Genomic DNA, 18413 nt, shown 5'->3' with positions numbered 1-18413 from the left:
CCTACTTCTTGCGCGCGGCGAACCGGGTCGGCCGGTCGCGGAAGGGCGCGTCGGCGGGACGGGGCTCCACCCGGCCCTCCAGCACCTCACGGGCCGCGAGCAGCCCCGCGACGGTCGACGAGTTCACGATCTCGCCGGACAGCACCATCCGCACGGCCTCGGCGAGCGGGAAGCGGTGGACCTCCAGGTCCGCCTCCTCCTCGCCCTGCACCTCGCGGTCGACCTCGGACAGGTCACGCGCCAGGAACACGCGCACGACCTCGTCGGTGAAGCCGGGCGACGCGGCCGTGTCGACGAGGGTGTCCCAGCGCCGCGCGTCGAGACCGACCTCCTCGGCCAGCTCGCGGCGGGCACCGACGACCGGCTCCTCGCCGTCGTGGTCGAGCAGGCCGGCCGGCAGCTCCCAGAGGTGCCTGCCGAGCGCGTGCCGGTACTGGTGGACCAGCACGACCTCGCCCTCGTCGCCGACGGCCACGACCGCCACCGCGCCCATGTGCTCGACGATCTCGCGCTTGGCCGTGCCGCCGCCGGGCATCTCGACCTCGTCGACCCTCAGCGCCACGACCTTGCCGACGTGCACGTCCTCGCTGGAGACCGTGCGGAAGTCGTGCCTGGACGTCACTGGGACGCTCCCGCCGTCAGCGGGAGGCGGTCCGCGACCCGGTAGTCGATCGCGGCCTTCACGAACGCCGCGAACAGCGGGTGCGGCTTCGTGGGACGCGACTTGAGCTCAGGGTGCGCCTGCGTGGCCGCGTAGAACGGGTGCACGTCGGCGGGCAGCTCCACGAACTCCACCAGGCGGCCGTCCGGCGACGTGCCGGAGAAGACCAGGCCGGCGTCGGCGAGCTTGCCGCGGTAGGCGTTGTTGACCTCGTAGCGGTGGCGGTGCCGCTCGGAGACCTCGGTGGCGCCGTAGGCGTTCGCGACGACCGATCCCGGCGTGAGCTTCGCGACGTACGCGCCCAGGCGCATCGTGCCGCCCATGTCGCGCTGACCGGAGACGACGTCCTCCTGGTCGGCCATCGTGGAGATGACGGGCGAGCCGCCCTCCTCGAACTCGCTGGAGTTCGCGTCCTCGATGCCCGCGAGGTTGCGCGCCGCCTCGATGACCATGCACTGCAGGCCGAGGCACAGGCCGAGCGTCGGCACACCGCGCGTGCGGGTGTACTTGAGCGCGCCGATCTTGCCCTCGATGCCGCGCACGCCGAAGCCGCCGGGGATCAGCACCGCGTCCATGCCGGACAACGCCCGCGCGGCGCCCTCGGCCGTCTTGCACTCGTCCGACGGCACCCACTTGATCTCGACCTTGGCGTGGTGCGCGAACCCTCCGGCCCGCAGCGCCTCGGTGACCGAGAGGTACGCGTCGGGCAGGTCGACGTACTTGCCGACGAGCGCGATCTTCACCGTCTCGACGGGGTTGTGCACGCGCTGCAGCAGGTCGCCCCACACCGTCCAGTCGACGTCGCGGAACGGCAGGTCCAGGCGGCGCACGACGTAGGCGTCGAGCCCCTCGGCGTGCAGCACCTTCGGGATGTCGTAGATCGACGGCGCGTCCACGGCGGCGACGACGGCGTCGGTGTCGACGTCGCACATCAGGCCGATCTTGCGCTTGAGCGCGTCCGGGATCTCCCGGTCCGCCCGGCAGACGATCGCGTCGGGCTGGATGCCGATGTTGCGCAGCGCCGCGACGGAGTGCTGCGTCGGCTTGGTCTTCAGCTCACCGGACGGCGCCAGGTACGGCACGAGGCTCACGTGCAGGAAGAAGACGTTGTCGCGGCCGACGTCGTGGCGGACCTGGCGGCAGGCCTCCAGGAACGGCAGCGACTCGATGTCGCCGACGGTGCCGCCGACCTCGGTGATGACGACGTCCGGCGTGACGCCGTCGGCGTCCGGCTCGGCCATCGCGCGGATGCGGCGCTTGATCTCGTCGGTGATGTGCGGGATCACCTGGACCGTGTCGCCCAGGTACTCGCCGCGCCGCTCCTTGGCGATCACCTCGGAGTACACCTGGCCGGTGGTGACGTTCGCGTCACCGCTCAGATCCCGCGCGAGGAACCGCTCGTAGTGGCCGATGTCGAGGTCCGTCTCCGCGCCGTCGTCGGTCACGAAGACCTCGCCGTGCTGGAACGGGTTCATCGTGCCGGGGTCCACGTTCAGGTACGGGTCGAGCTTCTGCATCGTCACCCGCAGGCCGCGCGAGGTGAGCAACTGGCCGAGGCTGGAGGCGGTGAGCCCCTTGCCCAGGGAGGACGCGACGCCTCCCGTGACGAAGACGTGCTTGGTCGTACGTGCCTGCTGCACCAACGGGGCTCCCGTGAAAATCGTGGGGGTGAATCCCCCTATCCACGGGCCATAACGCTAACACGCCGCCGGTCACCCAGCGCACCACGACCCGGCAGATCACATCACCCGATCGGCGCAGCGAGGGGATTTCCCGAACTTCCCCCGGCACGGGCCGGCATCAGGAAAAGTTGTCACGTGACCTTCGACGTGGCAGGGGCAGCCGCTGGAGCCGTTCACGACCGCTCGGCGGCCTGGCGTTTCGTCGAGGGGTTCGCGGCCGCGTGGGCGGAGCCGATCGAACCGCAGGACGGCTGGAGCCGCGCCGACCTCGCCGCCACCGAGGAACGGCTCGGCGTCGAGCTGCCGGAGGCGGTCAAGGAGGCGCTGTCGCTGTTCGGCAAGCGCCCCGACCTGACCAGCAACCAGGACCGCCTGCTCCTGCCCTCGGAACTGCGCGTGGACGACGACGTGCTGGTGTTCCGCGACGAGAACCAGTGGGTCGCGGCCTGGGCCACGGCGCTGGGCGGCGACGACCCCGAGGTGATGATCAAACTCGACCACGTCGACAAGACCGAGGAGCGCTGGGACCCGTGGCTGCCGCGGTTCTCGCTGGCGTGCGTGGAGATGGTGCTGTCCGAGGCGCTGTTCCGCGACGGGGCCGAGACGGCGGACAGGGAGACGTCCGAGGCGGACGTCTCCCTGCTCCGGGACAACTTCGCGCTCCTGCCGCTGCACAGTCCCGGCACCCGCTGGTTCGCAGGCGACGACCTGGTCGTCCGCGAGGACGACCACCAGTGGCTGTGGGCCCGCGCCCGCACGCCGGACGCGTTGGAACTGCTGGTGGAGCTGCTGCCGGGCGACTGGACGACCGAGTACTAGCTCGCCGCCCCCGGCGACGACGCCTCCGCGTTGCCCGCCACCCCGTACCGGCCGGAGCGGCCCTCCAGCTGCTCGCCCAGCGCCATCACCACGACGACCTGGCCCGCCGGGGTGTCGGAGTTGTCGACGGTGGACAGGATCGACGTCGCGTTCGTGTCCGCGCGGACCACACCGATCGCACCGGTGCCGTTGGCCGAGCCGTTCGCTCCCGCCAGCACGACACCCGCACCGGACCGGTCGAGCTGGGTGGCGAACCGCGCGACCGTCGAGGCCCGGTCGGCCGCCGAGTCACCGATCGCCGCACCACCGGTCAGCACGATCGCGAGCTGCGCGGGCTTCACCCCGGACGTCGCCTTCACGAACCCGGCGTTGGAGAGCCCGGAGAGCGCGGCCGCCGTCTCGTCGGCCGTGGCCTGCGGCTGGTTGCTGGTGGGGTTGAGCAGCAGCAGGGCACCGAACAGGCCGCCCGCGCGGGTGCCGGGGTCGCCGGCCGTGGGCAGCTGCGACCCGGCGGGCTGCAACCGTGCCACGAGGTCGCGCAGCTGGTCGCCGCGGGACGGGTCGGCGAACGCGTCGGTCAGCTGGACCTCGCCGGTGACCGTGGCGCTCGCGGCCTTCAGCAGCCCGTTGAGGGCGTCCCGGTCGGCCGGGCGCGCGTCCGCGGTCGTGACGATCACGACCGTGCGGTCGGTGAGCCGGTCCTTGACCGCGAGCGGCCCGACGGACTCCGCGAACTCGTCGGCCTCGGTCAGCTTGGCGTTCAACGCGTTGCGGTCGTTCTGCAGTTCGTTCACCTGTTGCGCCAACGAGTTCTTCTCGTCGCTCAACCCCGACAGCAACCGCCCGCTGATCGCGGTCGACCCCAGCACGACCCCGACCGCGAGGGCCAGGAAGACGGCGGTGATCGAAACTACGTGGTAGCGCAACGTGATCACGAGAAGAACCCCTTGAGCCAGTTGACGACGGATTGCCAGCCGTCGACCACGATGTCGACGTAGACGTGACCGACGCCGGAGACCGCGAGCGCGGCCGCCATGGCTGCGATCGCGGCGGCCACCAGCAGGACGATCACGCCCAGCGAGACCCGGCTGCGGTGCAGGGTCGCGACGGCCTCCCCGTCGACGAGCTTGCTGCCGAGCTTCAACCGGGTCAGGAACGTGGAGGGGTTGGAGCCGGAGTGCCCGCGGTCGAGGAACTCGCGCAGCGTCGCGCGCAGCCCGACCGTGACGACCAGCGACGCCCCGTGGGCTTCGGCGAGCAGCAGCGCCAGGTCCTCGGCGTTGCCCGAGGCGGGGAACGTCACCGCGCCGATGCCGAGGTCCTGGATGCGCTGCAGGCCGGGCGCGTGGCCGTCGGTCTGCGCGGGCACGACCACCTCGGCGGCCGCGCGCAACGACGCGGTGCCGATGCCGTCCGGGTCGCCGACGATGATGTCCGGCTTGAGCCCGGCGTCGATCAGCGTGTCCGCGCCCGTGTCGACACCGATCAGCACCGGCCGGTACTCGCGGATGTAGTGGCGGAGCTTGCGCAGCTCCTCGGCGTGCGACGGTCCCCCCGCGACGACGAGCACCTGCCGGTCGCGCATGGACACGTACACCTCGGGCACGCCGACGCCGTCGAGCACCAGCGCGCGTTCGCGGCGCAGGAACTCGATGGTGTTGGCGGAGAACGCCTCCAGCTGCGCCGACATGCCGGCCTTCGCCTCGATCATGGCGTCGGCGATGCTCTCGGCGTTCTGCTCGACGCCCTTCGCGAGCTCGCGTTCGCCGGCGTAGACGACGCCCTCGTGCAGCCGGACCTTGGTGCCTTCCTTGATCTCCCGCAACGCGACCGCGCCGACGTCGTCGATCAGCGGGATGCCCGCCTCGAGCAGCAGCTCCGGCCCAAGGTTGGGAAAGCGCCCGGAGATGGACGGCGACGCGTTCACGACACCGACCACCTCGGCCGCGACGAGCGCTTCCGCGGTGCGCCGGTCGAGGTCGACGAGGTCCATGACGGCGACGTCACCGGGACTCACGCGCCGAACCAGGTCGCTCGCGCGCCGATCAACCCGCGCGACGCCCGTGACTCCGGGAAGTTCGTGGTTGGTGCGGTTCAGCAGCCCGGAAAGCTTCATGCGCCGATAGTGACCCACGGTGCGCATGTGGCCGGTGAGGCACGCCGGGCGATTCCTGCTGGTCAGTCGTCGGGGTGAACCACCACGGCACCGAACGCCAGTACCACAGCGCCGATGAGCACCCAGATCCCGTTGCCGAACCCGGCTTCCAGCCCCGGGTCGATGGCGATGTTGCCCGTCTTGTGGAAGCTGATCGCGTTCAACAGGTAGACGAACAGCATCCCGGCCACACCCGCGAGCGCCGCGGCACCGGCGAAGGCGACCTTCCGCCACCGAACACCCACCAGCACCGCCGCGGCCGCCACCACGATCGGGATGGCGAACAACGGACCGTGCTCGTCCTTGGTGCCACCGAACCGCGTGCTCCACCCGGTCGTGACGTACGCGGTCTGCGGCTGCCCGGGAGCAAGTCTGATCAACAGCTCGGAGAACGGCAGGAACGTCGCCCCGACCGCGGCCCCTGCGGCCAGCACGAGCAACACGACGCTCAGGACCTTCTTCACGCCGCCTCCCGCTGCACCGCGACGGCACCCGCGAGCGCCACCAGCGTTCCGGCCACCAGGAACACCAGCCCGAACCCGACCGCGAAGTCCCCCTGCTGCTCGACCGCGTGCCCGCGTTCCGACACGACCAGCGCCGCCGTGACGCCGACGGCCCCGACCTGCCCCGCCGCGCCGGCCAACGCGGCGCGCGCAACCCAGATCCCGGCGACGAGCAACGCCGCCGTGACCGCCACCGGCACCCCGTACCAGGGCGACAGCTCCCCGGCGGGCCAGTCACCGGGCTTGTTGACGATCTCCGTCCCCCAAGCCCGAACGACCACCTCGACCCCACCGCCGTAAGCGGTCGAGTACCACGGCAGCACCATCGCCGTGGCCGTCAGCACCACCCCGACCGCGATCAGCGCGATCGCCGTAGGCCTCCCGATCACCGCGCCTCCCGCCCATCGCCCGGAACGGCGATGCCGAACGGCGGCGTGTCGTCCTCCCCGCCCAGCGACCGCACGACCACCCCGTCCTCAACCACCGGCGCAGACCCCACCCGCTGCTGGGCGAGCACGGCCCCGGCCACCGCGATGATCGCTCCCAGGACCAACATCCCAGTACCGCCGAGGTAGTGCACTTCGGCCGCGGGCTCCCCGGACGGCACGAAGGAGTACAGGCTCCGCTGCCGCTCGACCAGCGCGAGGTAGAGGAACACCACCCCGGTCAACGCCCCGGCAGCACCGAGAACGAGCACCCGCCCGACGAACGCGGTCCTCTCCCGCAACGTCAGCACCACGGCACAAGCCACCACCACCGCGCAAACGACCAACGGCCACCCCGCCGCGAACAACGCGGGGTTCTCCGGCGGCCCGCTCGGAGGCTCCGACCTGGTCACCCACGCCGAGGTGGTGATCACCAACTCCACTTCAAATCCTTTGTGGACGGTCCGGAAGGTGTCCAGGAGACTCCCGGCCACCACAACCCCGGCCCCCAGCACGGAGAGCACACCGGCCACCCTCCGCCGCTCAACCACCCTTCGGCTCCACGATCACCGGATACCCATAGGGCGGTGTCTCGGCGTCGTCCCCGTCGTCGTCGATCTGGTGGATCACCACCCCATCACCACCCTCCACGTCGTCGTCGCCACCAACCCGCCGAGGCAACTCCTGGTGCAACACGGCGGAAATGACACCCACCCCGGCAGCCACGATCAGCATCGTGACCCCGTCCCCCTGCTCCACGGCAATGGGCACAGGCGACTCGATGCCCTCGAGCTCCCCGACCAGCCCTTGCACGCGCCCCACGGCAGACCAGGCGGCCCCTGCCAACAACCCGGCCCCGAGCAACGACCCCACCCGGAAAGCAGGAACCCGAAACGCCAGCACAGCAGCCAACGCCATCACCAGAGCCGCCCCGACAACAGGCTCCCCGAACTCCAACGGCGCCAACATCAGCACCTCACGGAAGTCGTCCCGCTCAACGACCCACGAGGTGGCCTCGAACCGCAGCGTCCGCCCGCTCACCACGACCTGCACCGAATAGGCGGTCAAGAACGTAGCCGCCACAGCCAACCCGGCCGCGACGAACACCAGCACCGCCCCGAGCACCCGGCGCGTGGTCACAGATCCGGTCCACCTTCCACCGCACACCGCGTGCGTCCGCTGACCGGAGCTCGGTCCCCTCCATCATGCCGAACCACAGCCAGAACAGCGCGAAGGCGAAGCCGAGGCGCTCGCGAAGCCGGAGGCGAGCCGTCGCTTCGGCTTTGCTCTTGGCTTTTGCTGGCCCCCACCGGCCCCACCCCACAACGGACGCAACCGGCAGCCGCCCAACGCAACAGGCGTGCCATCAACCCGCGACCGGCGCGGGCCCCCGATCAGATTGCCGGGGTCTAGGGGCAGAGCCCCAGGGAAAGTACGCAACGCAACAGGCCGCACCCAACACGGGAAACACGACAAGAGCCGCCAGCACCCCAGCAACCCCAAGCCACACCCACAAAAGGGAACGCATGCTGACGCAGGCGTCCCCCCCACTCCCAGGACCCCCAAATCCCAACCTACTCAGGGGGTCCGACAATCCTCAGCCCTTCTTCTTCCTCCGCCGAACCACAGGAGCGGAAGACTTGTCGGACTTGGCCGCGGCCAGCAGTTCCTCGGCGTGAGCCCGCCCGGTGTCGGTGGAGTCCATCCCGGCCAGCATCCGAGCCAGCTCCACCACCCGCTGGGTCTCGTCCAGCTTCCGGACGGCCGACCGCGTGAACGTCCCGTCGGCGGACTTGTCCACCACGAGATGCCGATCGGCGAAGGCCGCGACCTGGGGCAGGTGCGTCACCACGATCACCTGGTGCGACCGGGCGAGCCGAGCCAGCCGCCGCCCGACCTCGACGGCGGCCCGTCCGCCGACTCCGGCGTCGACCTCGTCGAACACCAGCGTGGGCACCGGATCGGAGTGGGACAGCACCACCTCGAGCGCCAGCATCACCCGGGAGAGCTCACCGCCGGAAGCCCCCTTGTGCACGGGGAGAGCCGGCGCCCCGGGGTGGGAGATCAGCCGGAGCTCGACGTCGTCCACCCCCGACGCGCCGGCGTGCAGCACGGAGCGCCCGACGGTGAGAGCCTGCGCGTCCCCGGCCTCGGCGTGCCGGGGCCGGACGGCGAGCTCCACCGAGGCGTGCGGCATCGCGAGCCCGTCGAGCTCTTCGGTGACGGCCTTGCCGAGTTCCAGGGCGGCCTCGACCCGAGCCGCCGTCACCTGAGCGGCGAGCGTCGCCAGCTCCGCGGCCAGCTCGTCGCGGCGGGCCGCCAGGCCGGTGAGCGCTTCCTCGGACGTGTCCAGTCCGCCCAGCCGGGCGCGCGCCTGCTCGGCCCAGGCGATCACGCCGTCGACGTCGGCGGCGTACTTGCGGGTCAGCGCCTTCAGCTCGGCCTGGCGCTGCAGCACGGCCTCGAGGCGGCCGGGGTCGGCCTCGAGCTGGTCGAGGTAGCCGGAGATCTCGGCGCCGACGTCGGCCAGCAGCGTGGCCGCCTCGACGAGGCGCGGTTCCATCTCGCGCAGCTTCGGGTCCTCGGACGCGGACAGGCGGCGGGCGGCCTCGGAGATCAGGCCGAGCGCGCCGGGGTTGTCCGGGTCGCCCTCCAGGGAGCCGGACACCGCGAACTGCGCGCCCTGGGCCGCCTCGCGCAGCTGGTCGGCGTCGGCCAGGCGACGGGCCTCGTCGTGCAGCTCGATGTCCTCGCCGAGCTGCGGGGCGACCGCGTCGATCTCGGTCAGGCCGTGGCGCAGCAGGTCGGCCTCGCGGGCCAGTTCGCGGGAACGTTCGGTGCGTTCCTTGAGCTCGGCGGAGACGCGCAGCCACTCCTCGCGGACGGCCTGGTACGCGCGCAGGGGCTCGCCCACGTCGTCGCCGGCGAAGCGGTCCAGCACGGCGCGCTGCTCGGTGGGGCGCATGAGCCGCAGCTGGTCGTTCTGCCCGTGGACGGCGATCAGCTGCTCGGCCAGCTCGGACAGCACGCCGACCGGCACGGAGCGGCCGCCGACGTGCGCGCGGGAGCGGCCGTCGGCGCCGACGGTGCGGATCGCGATCAGCGAGCCGTCCTCGTCCGCCTCGCCGCCGACCTCCTCCGCCACCTTCGCGGCGGGACTGCCCGCCGGGGCCTGGAAGCGGCCCTCGACCACCGCCCTGTCCGCTCCGGTGCGCACGCGGGACGCCTCCGCCCGGCCACCGCCGAGCAGGTGCAACCCGGTCACGACCATGGTCTTGCCCGCGCCCGTCTCACCCGTGACAACGGTGAACCCGGGGTCCAGTTCCAGGGTGGCCTCGTCGATCACGCCAAGGCCATTGATGCGCATCTCGGCCAGCACAGGGCGAACCTTACTTGTCGAGTCCGACATTTCCTCGCGGGCACCACAACGAGCCAGTGCCGACGCACCGAGCGGCGCGGTCAGCCTGCCGATGGCCCCCGCCAACCCTTCACCGGCAGGTCGAACTTCTCGACCAGCCGGTCCGTGAACGGGGCCTGGCGCAGCCGGACGACCTTGAGCGGCACCTCGCCCTCCACGATCTCGATCCGCGCGCCCGCGGGCAGCTCGAACGTGCGCCGCCCGTCCGCGGACAGCGCCGCCGGGTGCCCGGTCGCCTCGATCTCAAACGCCACGTGCGACTTCGGCGACACGACCAGCGGCCGCGCGAACAGCGCGTGCGCGTTGCTCGGCACCACCAGGATCGCCTGCACGTCCGGCCACACGACGGGACCGCCGGCCGAGAACGCGTAGGCCGTGGAACCCGTCGGCGTCGCGCACAGCACGCCGTCGCAGCCGAACGCCGACACGGGCCGTCCGTCGACCTCGATGACGACCTCGAGGATGCGTTCGCGGATCAGCTTCTCGACGCTGATCTCGTTGAGCGCCCACGTCTTGACGACGACCTCGCCGTCGACCTTGGCGATGAGGTCGAGCGTCATGCGCTCTTCGACGAAGTAGTCGCGTTCCAGCACGTGACCGACGGCCTCGTGCAACGCGTCCGAGTCGGCTTCCGCGAGGAACCCGACTCGGCCCAGGTTCACGCCGAGCACCGGCACCCGCGCCGGGCGGGCGAGCTCGGCGCCGCGCAGCAGCGTGCCGTCACCGCCCAGCACCAGCACCAGCTCGGTGCCCTCGGCGGCGTGGTCGTCGGCGGGCACGACCTTGGTGCAGCACGACGGGCCGAGGTCACGCGCCTCGTCGTCGAGCACCCTCGTCGTGACGCCCCCGACCGCGAGGCGGCCGGCCACCTGACGGGCGAGATCGATGTTGCTCTGGTGGCCGGTGTGGACGACCAGCAGGACTTCCCTCATTGGGGCCCTTCTTCGACGGCGGTGCGCACCATTTCCGCGGCAGTGTCCGCCCCGTCCGGGGCGGGTCCTGCTTTGCGCAGCCAGAGGAAGTACTCGACGTTGCCGGACGGGCCGGGCAGCGGGCTCGCGACGACCCCGTGCACGGCCAGGCCGAGCTCGGCCGCCGCCCTGGTCACGTCGAGCACGGCTTCCGCGCGCAGCCCGGGGTCGCGCACGACGCCTCCGGAGCCGAGGCGCTCCTTGCCCACCTCGAACTGCGGCTTGACCATCGGCAGCAGATCGCCTTCCTCGTCGAGGCACGCGGCCAGTGCGGGGAGCACAAGCCTCAACGAGATAAACGAAAGATCGGCCACCACGAGTTCAACCGTGCCGCCGATGTCTTCGGGCGTGAGGGTGCGGACGTTGGTCTTGTCCTTCACCACGACCCGATCGTCGGTCTGCAGCTTCCAGTCGAGCAGACCCCTGCCGACGTCGGCCGCGACGACCTGCTTCGCACCTCCGCGCAGCAGCACGTCGGTGAAACCGCCGGTGGACGCGCCGGCGTCGAGACAGCGCCTGCCGGTGGGGTCGATCTTGAACCGTTCGAGCGCGCCGATCAGCTTGTGCGCGCCCCGGGAGGCCCAGTGGGGATCGTTGTCGAGGTCCTTGACGACGACCGCGTCGGAGGTCTCCACGGCGGTCGCGGGCTTGGTCGCGACGGTGCCGCGCACCGTGACGCGGCCGTCCGCGACGAGTTGGCTGGCGTGCTCACGGGACCGGGCGAGCCCCCTGCGCACGAGTTCGGCGTCGAGCCGCACCCTGCGAGGCACTGTGCATCACACCTTGTCGATGCTCGACAGTGCGTCGGTGAGCGTGGCGTGCACGGCGTCGAACCGGGCAACGTGCTCCTCGAGGGCGACGTTCTCGAGCCCGTCGAGCCGCTCCAGCGCGCCTTCGATGGCGTCGGCCGGGTTGGGCGGCGGTCCGGGCAGGGGGTAGCTCACGGTCTTACGGTAGCCGATGCAGCACGGACAGGTCCGCGCCGACATACGTCGGTCGTCGCTCTTCCGGAAGCGCTTGCGCCTCCTCCTCCGTCGACACGCCGGTGAGCACGAGCAGCGAGTCCATCCCGGCGTTCACGGCGCCCAGGATGTCCGTGTCGAGGCGGTCTCCGACGACCAGCGGGCGGTGCGCGCCGAGGTCCTTCGCCGCCTGCTGCAGCAGCGGGGTGGCGGGCTTGCCGGCGACGAGGGGCTCCTGGTCGGTGGCGGTCTTCAGCGCCGCGACGAGGCTGCCGTTGCCGGGCAGGAGGCCGCGTTCGGTGGGCAGGGTGGCGTCTACGTTGCACGCCACCCACAGCGCACCGGCGCGGATGGCCACGGCGGCCTCGGCCAGCTCGCGCCAGCCGAGGTCCATGGACAGGCCCTGCAGGACCGCCACCGCGCCTTCGGCGGTGTCGGTCGGGATGAGCCCGCGCTTGAACACTTCGGCCTCGAGAGCCTGGGTGCCGAGCACGAGGACGGTGGACCGCCTGGGCAGGCGTTCGGCGAGCATCGCCGCGCCTGCCTGCGAGGAGGTGCTCACCTCGTCGACGCTCGTCTCGAACCCGAGCTCGACGAGGTGGTCGGCCACCGCCTGCGGAGAGCGTGAGGCGTTGTTGGTGACGTACCGGATCCCGACGCCCTTGCTCCTGGCCGCCGCAATGGCTTCGGCGGCACCGGGCACGGCTTCCGACCCGCGGTACACGGTGCCGTCGAGATCGATCAGCAATGCGTCGTACCGGTCGACCAACGTCTCGCTCACTGCTCCGCGGTCTCCTCCTGGGTGAGCTCGAACGCGCGCTCGGCGGCGTCGGTCTCCCCTTCGTCGTCAGCCTCGGCGGCGTTGAGGAACCACTTGACCGCTTCCTCGGTGCGACCGGCCGCGGCCAGGTTGTCGGCGTAAGCGTAGAAGAGCCGCGCCGAGTAGGGCGTGCGCTGTCCCGGGTCGAGGTCCGGACCCTGGAGTGCGACGACGGCCGCGTCGAGCTGACCCATGTCGCGACGAGCGCCGGCCGCGACGATCCGCAGCTCGATCTCGTCCTCCTGGCTCAGCTCCTTGGCCGACGGGTCCTTGGCGAGGTCGATGGCCCGCTCGGGACGCCCGAGCGCCCGCTCGCAGTCGGCCATGATCGCCAGGTGGCCCGGCCCGGCCATCATCCGGCGCGCGGCGCGCAGCTCGCTGAGAGCCTCGGCCCACTCGTCCGCGAAGTAGGCGGTGAGACCCGCCGCTTCCCGCACGACACCGACGCGAGCGGCCTTGCTCCGCGCGTACCGCGCGTGCTCGAGCGCCAGCTCCGGCTCCTCGTCGATCAGCAGCCCGGCCGCGGCCAGGTGCTTGCCGACGAGCTCCGCGAGGCCCTTGGGCAGGCTGCGCAGCTCGGCCTTGATCTCCGGGTCGAGCAGCGACAGGTCGGCTTCCTCGGGCAGCTCGGGCCGTCCGCCACGGGGCGCGGGCGCCTCGTCGCGCTGCTCGTCGCCGGCCTCGGCGTCCGCCGCACGCACCTCGTCCGATGCTTCGCCGGCCTGGTCGGCCTCGTCGTTCCCGGCCGCGGGCACGTCGGCCTCGCGGTCCTCGGTGACGACCTCGCCCTCGGCGGTCTCGTCCGCGTTGCTGTCGGCAGCGACCGCGGTCTCGGCCACAGCCTCACGACTGGCCGCGGTGCGCGTGGCCGCGGCACCGTCGCCCAGGCGGTAGCCGGAACGCTCGGCGGCCGGCTTCACCTCGGCAGCGGCGCCCTCGGCCCCGGTGCTGTCCTGATCGGTGGTCTCCTGGTCGGCGATGCGGTCCTGGAACCGCGCCGCGCGCTCACGGCTGCGCTCGTCACGACGGTCGTCGCGCTGCGGAGCCGAGCGTTCGTCGTTGCGGTAGCCGCCACGGTCACCGGAGTCGCTCTTGCGATAGCCACCGCGGTCGCCGGACCGGTCACCGCGGTAGCCGCCACGGTCGCCCGAGTCGTCCTTGCGGTACCCGCCGCGATCGTTCGAACGGTCCCCGCGGTACCCACCGCGGTCACCCGACTCGCTCTTGCGGTAGCCACCGCGCTCGCCTGAACCCTGGCCCCGGTAACCGCCACGATCGCCCGAGTCGTCCTTGCGGTAGCCGGGACGGTCGCCCGAGCCCTGGCCGCGGTAGCCGGGACGGTCACCCGAGTCGCTCTTCCGGAATCCGCCGCGGTCACCACCGCGGTCGCTGGACCGGTCGCCGCGGTACCCACCGCGATCACCGGAGTCGTCCTTGCGGAACCCGCCACGCTCACCCGAGCGCTCGCCGCGGTAGCCACCACGGTCGCCGGAGTCGCTCTTGCGGTACCCGCCCCGGTCACTCGAACCCTGGCCCCGGTAGCCACCACGGTCGCCCGAGTCGTCCTTGCGGTACCCGCCGCGATCGTTCGAACGGTCGCCGCGGTACCCACCACGATCACCGGACTCGTCACGACGGAAGCCGCCCCGGTCACCCGAGTCGCTCTTGCGGTACCCGCCGCGGTCGTTCGAGTCGTCGCGACGGAACCCGCCACGGTCGCTGGACCGGTCACCCCGGTAGCCGCCCCGGTCGCCGGAGTCGCTCTTGCGGTATCCACCGCGGTCGCCACCGGAACGGAAGCCGCCACGGTCACCCGAGTCGTCCTTGCGGTAGCCAGGACGGTCGCCCGACTCGCTCCTGCGGTAGCCACCGCGGTCGTTCGAGTCGTCCTTGCGGTAGCCGGGGCGGTCGCCCGAGCCCTGGCCCCGGTAGCCGCCACGGTCACCCGAGTCGCTCTTGCGGTAGCCACCGCGCTCGCCGGAACCCTGGCCCCGGTAGCCACCACGATCGCCTGAGTCGTCCTTGCGGAAGCCGGGACGGTCGCTGCGGAAACCGCTGCGCTCACCGGATCCCTGCCCGCGGTAGCCGCCGCGGTCACCACCGGAGCGCTCACCCCGGTAGCCACCGCGGTCACCGGAGCCACTGCGGTCGCTCGAACGGTCGCCGCGGTACCCACCGCGGTCGCCGGAGTCGTCCCTGCGGTAGCCGCCTCGGTCACCGGAACTCTGACCGCGGTAGCCACCGCGGTCGCCTGAGCCGGCGCGGTTGTCTCGACGGTCACCGCTGTTGGTGCGGTCGCCGGAGCCTTCACCACGCTGGGAGTTGTTGCTGAACTTCCGATCGCCTGCTGGACGGCCACCCTCGGAACGGCGCGGTCGGTCTCCCTGGCCACGCTGACGGTCGCCGGGACGATCCCCGAACCTGGACACCTGATTCCTCCTATGGACACGCTGAAAGGGGCTTGTGAGCGAGCACTGTTGTTGTGCCCCGCAATCACAAGCCCCTTCAGGGAAGAAGTTCGGCGGCGACCTACTCTCCCACACCGTAACCAGTGCAGTACCATCGGCGCAGAAGGGCTTAACTACCGGGTTCGGAATGGGACCGGGTGTTTCCCCAACGCTATAACCACCGAAACACTATGGAAATATACAACCAGCAACCCCGCAAGGGTCGCGATCGATTCTGGTTGTTCTTCCAGAACCGCACAGTGGATGCGTAGCGTCTTCGTAACAAGTCCTCGGCCTATTAGTACCAGTCAGCTCCAACCGTTACCGGTCTTCCACCTCTGGCCTATCAACCCAGTGGTCTAGCTGGGGGCCTTAACCCACGAAGGGTGGGATACCTCATCTTGGAACGAGCTTCCCGCTTAGATGCCTTCAGCGGTTATCCCTTCCGAACGTAGCCAACCAGCAATGCTCTTGGCAGAACAACTGGCACACCAGCGGTCCGTCCGTCCCGGTCCTCTCGTACTAGGGACAGCCTTCCTCAAGTATCCTACGCGCGCGGCGGATAGGGACCGAACTGTCTCACGACGTTCTAAACCCAGCTCGCGTACCGCTTTAATGGGCGAACAGCCCAACCCTTGGGACCTACTCCAGCCCCAGGATGCGACGAGCCGACATCGAGGTGCCAAACCATCCCGTCGATATGGACTCTTGGGGAAGATCAGCCTGTTATCCCCGGGGTACCTTTTATCCGTTGAGCGACCACGCTTCCACAAGCCATGGCCGGATCACTAGTTCCGACTTTCGTCCCTGCTCGACCCGTCAGTCTCACAGTCAAGCTCCCTTGTGCACTTGCACTCGACACCTGATTGCCAACCAGGCTGAGGGAACCTTTGAGCGCCTCCGTTACTCTTTGGGAGGCAACCGCCCCAGTTAAACTACCCACCAGGCACTGTCCCTGATCCGGATCACGGACCGAGGTTAGACATCCAATACGACCAGAGTGGTATTTCAACGATGACTCCACACTGACTGGCGTCAGCGCTTCACAGTCTCCCACCTATCCTACACAAGCCGAATCGAACACCAATACCAAGCTATAGTAAAGGTCCCGGGGTCTTTCCGTCCTGCCGCGCGTAACGAGCATCTTTACTCGTAATGCAATTTCGCCGGGCCTGCGGTTGAGACAGTCGAGAAGTCGTTACGCCATTCGTGCAGGTCGGAACTTACCCGACAAGGAATTTCGCTACCTTAGGATGGTTATAGTTACCACCGCCGTTTACTGGCGCTTAAGTTCTCAGCTTCGCCACAAAGTGACTAACCGGTCCCCTTAACGTTCCAGCACCGGGCAGGCGTCAGTCCATATACATCGTCTTGCGACTTCGCATGGACCTGTGTTTTTAGTAAACAGTCGCTTCTCGCTGGTCTCTGCGGCCGTCTCGCCCTAGCCCGCAAGAGGCTTCAAGCGCTACGGCCCCCCTTCTCCCGAAGTTACGGGGGCATTTTGCCGAGTTCCTTAACCACAGTTCGCCCGATCGCCTCGGTATTCTCTACCTGACCACCTGTGTCGGTTTGGGGTACGGGCCGCGTGAAAGCTCGCTAGAGGCTTTTCTCGGCAGCATGGGATCACTCTACTTCGCCTCAATCGGCTACGCATCACGTCTCAGGCTTGATGAGTTGCGGATTTGCCTACAACTCGCCCTACACGCTTGCACCAGTACTACCACTCACTGGCGGAGCTACCCTCCTGCGTCACCCCATCGCTTGACTACTACAAGTTCAGGTCCCGCGCTCCACAACCCGGCTAGTCCCGAAGGACATCGCCGAGCGCTTCGGGCGGTTAGTATCACAAGGTTCATCATGGGCGCGTTCACACGGGTACGGGAATATCAACCCGTTGTCCATCGACTACGCCTGTCGGCCTCGCCTTAGGTCCCGACTTACCCTGGGCGGATTAGCCTGGCCCAGGAACCCTTGGTCATCCGGCGGACGAGTTTCTCACTCGTCTTTCGCTACTCATGCCTGCATTCTCACTCGCATAGCGTCCACGGCTGGATTACTCCGCCGCTTCAACCGCTACACGACGCTCCCCTACCCATCCCAGCACAAGGCTGAAATGACACAGCTTCGGCGGTGTGCTTAAGCCCCGCTACATTGTCGGCGCAGGACCACTTGACCAGTGAGCTATTACGCACTCTTTAAAGGGTGGCTGCTTCTAAGCCAACCTCCTGGCTGTCTGTGCGACCCCACATCCTTTCCCACTTAGCACACACTTAGGGGCCTTAGCTGGCGTTCTGGGCTGTTTCCCTCTCGACTACGAAGCTTATCCCCCGCAGTCTCACTGCCGCACTCTCACACCACGGTATTCGGAGTTTGGTTGATTTCGGTAAGCTTGTGGGCCCCCTAGACCATCCAGTGCTCTACCCCCGCGGTGAAACATGCGACGCTGCACCTAAATGCATTTCGGGGAGAACCAGCTATCACGGTGTTTGATTGGCCTTTCACCCCTAACCACAGCTCATCCCCCAGGTTTTCAACCCTGGTGGGTTCGGGCCTCCACGCGGTCTTACCCGCGCTTCACCCTGGCCATGGCTAGATCACACCGCTTCGGGTCTAGACCACGCGACTAAACGCCCTATTCAGACTCGCTTTCGCTACGGCTACCCCACACGGGTTAACCTCGCCACGTAGCACTAACTCGCAGGCTCATTCTTCAAAAGGCACGCCGTCACCCCTAAAGGCTCCGACGGATTGTAGGCACACGGTTTCAGGTACTATTTCACTCCCCTCCCGGGGTACTTTTCATCTTTCCCTCACGGTACTAGTCCGCTATCGGTCACCAGGGAGTATTTAGGCTTAGCGGGTGGTCCCGCCAGATTCACAGCGAATTTCACGAGTACGCTGCTACTTGGGAACACTCTAAACAGACATCGGGTTTTCGAGTACGGGAGTTTCACCCTCTACGCTCACGCTTTCCAGACGCATTCCTCTAACCACAATGTTTTCTGACTGCTTGCCAGTCCGGCAGAACTGACCAAGAGGTCCCACGACCCCGTACACGCAACCCCTGCCGGGTATCACACGAATACGGTTTAGCCTCATCCGCTTTCGCTCGCCACTACTCACGGAATCACGGTTGTTTTCTCTTCCTGCGGGTACTGAGATGTTTCACTTCCCCGCGTTCCCTCCACATACCCTATGTGTTCAGGTATGGGTGACCCCACATGACTGGGGCCGGGTTTCCCCATTCGGAAATTCTAGGATCTCAGCTCGGTTGACAGCTCCCCTAGACTTTTCGCAGTCTCCTACGTCCTTCATCGGCTCCTGGTGCCAAGACATCCACCGTATGCCCTTACTAACTTGCTACAAAGATGCTCGCATCCACTGTGCAGTTCTCAAAGAACAATCAGATCCACCAGCTCTACTGCGCGATGCCGGCCTAACCCGATGGCTAGGTGGTTCATCCGCGGCCGATGGCCGATCACTGAAAGACACTAAGCGTGTTCTCTCAGGACCCAACAGCGTACCGATCCATTCACTCAGCCCTCTCTGG

General features: G+C 68.8%; 15 protein-coding genes and 2 rRNA genes. 1 reads left to right on the top strand and 16 read right to left on the bottom strand.

The features are described 5' to 3' along the window. Position 1: 1 nt before the first annotated feature. Entirely contained in the window at positions 2-622 is a 621-nt protein-coding gene (locus V1227_RS38155; protein ID WP_236220911.1) for an NUDIX domain-containing protein, read from the bottom strand. Further along, positions 619-2301, bottom strand: coding sequence for a CTP synthase (locus tag V1227_RS38150; protein WP_442916415.1), 1683 nt, complete (start codon positions 2299-2301; stop codon positions 619-621). The genes V1227_RS38155 and V1227_RS38150 overlap by 4 nt, the downstream gene beginning before the upstream one ends. 177 nt (positions 2302-2478) lie before the next feature. Between V1227_RS38150 and V1227_RS38145 the strand changes: the two genes are divergently transcribed. After that, positions 2479-3162 carry a hypothetical protein gene (locus V1227_RS38145; RefSeq protein ID WP_329789954.1) on the top strand — a complete coding sequence of 228 codons (684 nt, stop codon included), beginning with the start codon at positions 2479-2481 and terminating at the stop codon, positions 3160-3162. On the opposite strand, the gene V1227_RS38140 is transcribed toward V1227_RS38145, so the two are convergent. The 14 genes from V1227_RS38140 to V1227_RS38075 form a co-directional block, all read right to left on the bottom strand. Next, complete coding sequence (locus V1227_RS38140; RefSeq protein WP_329789953.1) at positions 3159-4097, bottom strand: copper transporter; 939 nt, start codon at positions 4095-4097, stop codon at positions 3159-3161. The two genes, V1227_RS38145 and V1227_RS38140, sit on opposite strands and share 4 nt — an antisense overlap. Then, on the bottom strand, positions 4094-5278 hold the full coding sequence (gene steA / locus V1227_RS38135) for a putative cytokinetic ring protein SteA (protein ID WP_236220915.1): 1185 nt from the start codon (positions 5276-5278) through the stop codon (positions 4094-4096). Before steA ends, V1227_RS38140 begins: the two co-directional genes overlap by 4 nt. 62 nt (positions 5279-5340) lie before the next feature. Then, on the bottom strand, positions 5341-5781 hold the full coding sequence (locus V1227_RS38130; RefSeq protein ID WP_329789952.1) for a hypothetical protein: 441 nt from the start codon (positions 5779-5781) through the stop codon (positions 5341-5343). Beyond that, on the bottom strand, positions 5778-6209 hold the full coding sequence (locus tag V1227_RS38125; RefSeq protein ID WP_236220917.1) for a hypothetical protein: 432 nt from the start codon (positions 6207-6209) through the stop codon (positions 5778-5780). Before V1227_RS38125 ends, V1227_RS38130 begins: the two co-directional genes overlap by 4 nt. Next, positions 6206-6688, bottom strand: a complete 483-nt coding sequence (locus tag V1227_RS38120; protein WP_329789951.1) for a hypothetical protein — start codon at positions 6686-6688, stop codon at positions 6206-6208. Before V1227_RS38120 ends, V1227_RS38125 begins: the two co-directional genes overlap by 4 nt. A gap of 100 nt (positions 6689-6788) precedes the next feature. Continuing rightward, entirely contained in the window at positions 6789-7385 is a 597-nt protein-coding gene (locus V1227_RS38115; protein ID WP_329789950.1) for a hypothetical protein, read from the bottom strand. Between the two features lie 457 nt (positions 7386-7842). Further along, positions 7843-9624, bottom strand: a complete 1782-nt coding sequence (recN, locus tag V1227_RS38110) for a DNA repair protein RecN (protein WP_329789949.1) — start codon at positions 9622-9624, stop codon at positions 7843-7845. 80 nt (positions 9625-9704) lie between these two features. Beyond that, a complete protein-coding gene (locus tag V1227_RS38105) occupies positions 9705-10595 on the bottom strand; it encodes an NAD kinase (protein ID WP_329789948.1) in 891 nt (296 codons plus the stop codon). Continuing rightward, complete coding sequence (locus V1227_RS38100; protein ID WP_329789947.1) at positions 10592-11404, bottom strand: TlyA family RNA methyltransferase; 813 nt, start codon at positions 11402-11404, stop codon at positions 10592-10594. The genes V1227_RS38105 and V1227_RS38100 overlap by 4 nt, the downstream gene beginning before the upstream one ends. A 6-nt stretch (positions 11405-11410) precedes the next feature. Continuing rightward, positions 11411-11578, bottom strand: coding sequence for a hypothetical protein (locus V1227_RS38095; RefSeq protein WP_374237013.1), 168 nt, complete (start codon positions 11576-11578; stop codon positions 11411-11413). A 4-nt stretch (positions 11579-11582) separates the two neighbouring features. Further along, positions 11583-12377, bottom strand: coding sequence for an HAD-IIA family hydrolase (locus V1227_RS38090; protein ID WP_329789946.1), 795 nt, complete (start codon positions 12375-12377; stop codon positions 11583-11585). Then, entirely contained in the window at positions 12374-14845 is a 2472-nt protein-coding gene (locus V1227_RS38085) for a hypothetical protein (RefSeq protein WP_329789945.1), read from the bottom strand. Before V1227_RS38085 ends, V1227_RS38090 begins: the two co-directional genes overlap by 4 nt. Before the next feature lie 87 nt (positions 14846-14932). Then, a 5S ribosomal RNA gene (gene rrf, locus V1227_RS38080) occupies positions 14933-15049 on the bottom strand. 92 nt (positions 15050-15141) lie between these two features. Further along, positions 15142-18226 (bottom strand): 23S ribosomal RNA (locus V1227_RS38075). Positions 18227-18413 lie beyond the last annotated feature (187 nt).

Origin of the sequence: Lentzea sp. DG1S-22, from assembly GCF_036321065.1 — a bacterium.
Classification (GTDB): Bacteria; Actinomycetota; Actinomycetes; order Mycobacteriales; family Pseudonocardiaceae; genus Lentzea; species Lentzea jiangxiensis.
The sequence above is the reverse complement of the archived record's forward strand: the minus strand, read 5'-3'. Positions and strand labels throughout refer to the sequence as shown.

What these genes read in the sequence shown, in the direction of transcription:
- steA (WP_236220915.1), bottom strand. Translation starts at nt 5,278, where the DNA reads ATGAAGCTTTCCGGGCTGCTGAACCGCACCAACCACGAACTTCCCGGA.
- V1227_RS38105 (WP_329789948.1), bottom strand. Translation starts at nt 10,595, where the DNA reads ATGAGGGAAGTCCTGCTGGTCGTCCACACCGGCCACCAGAGCAACATC.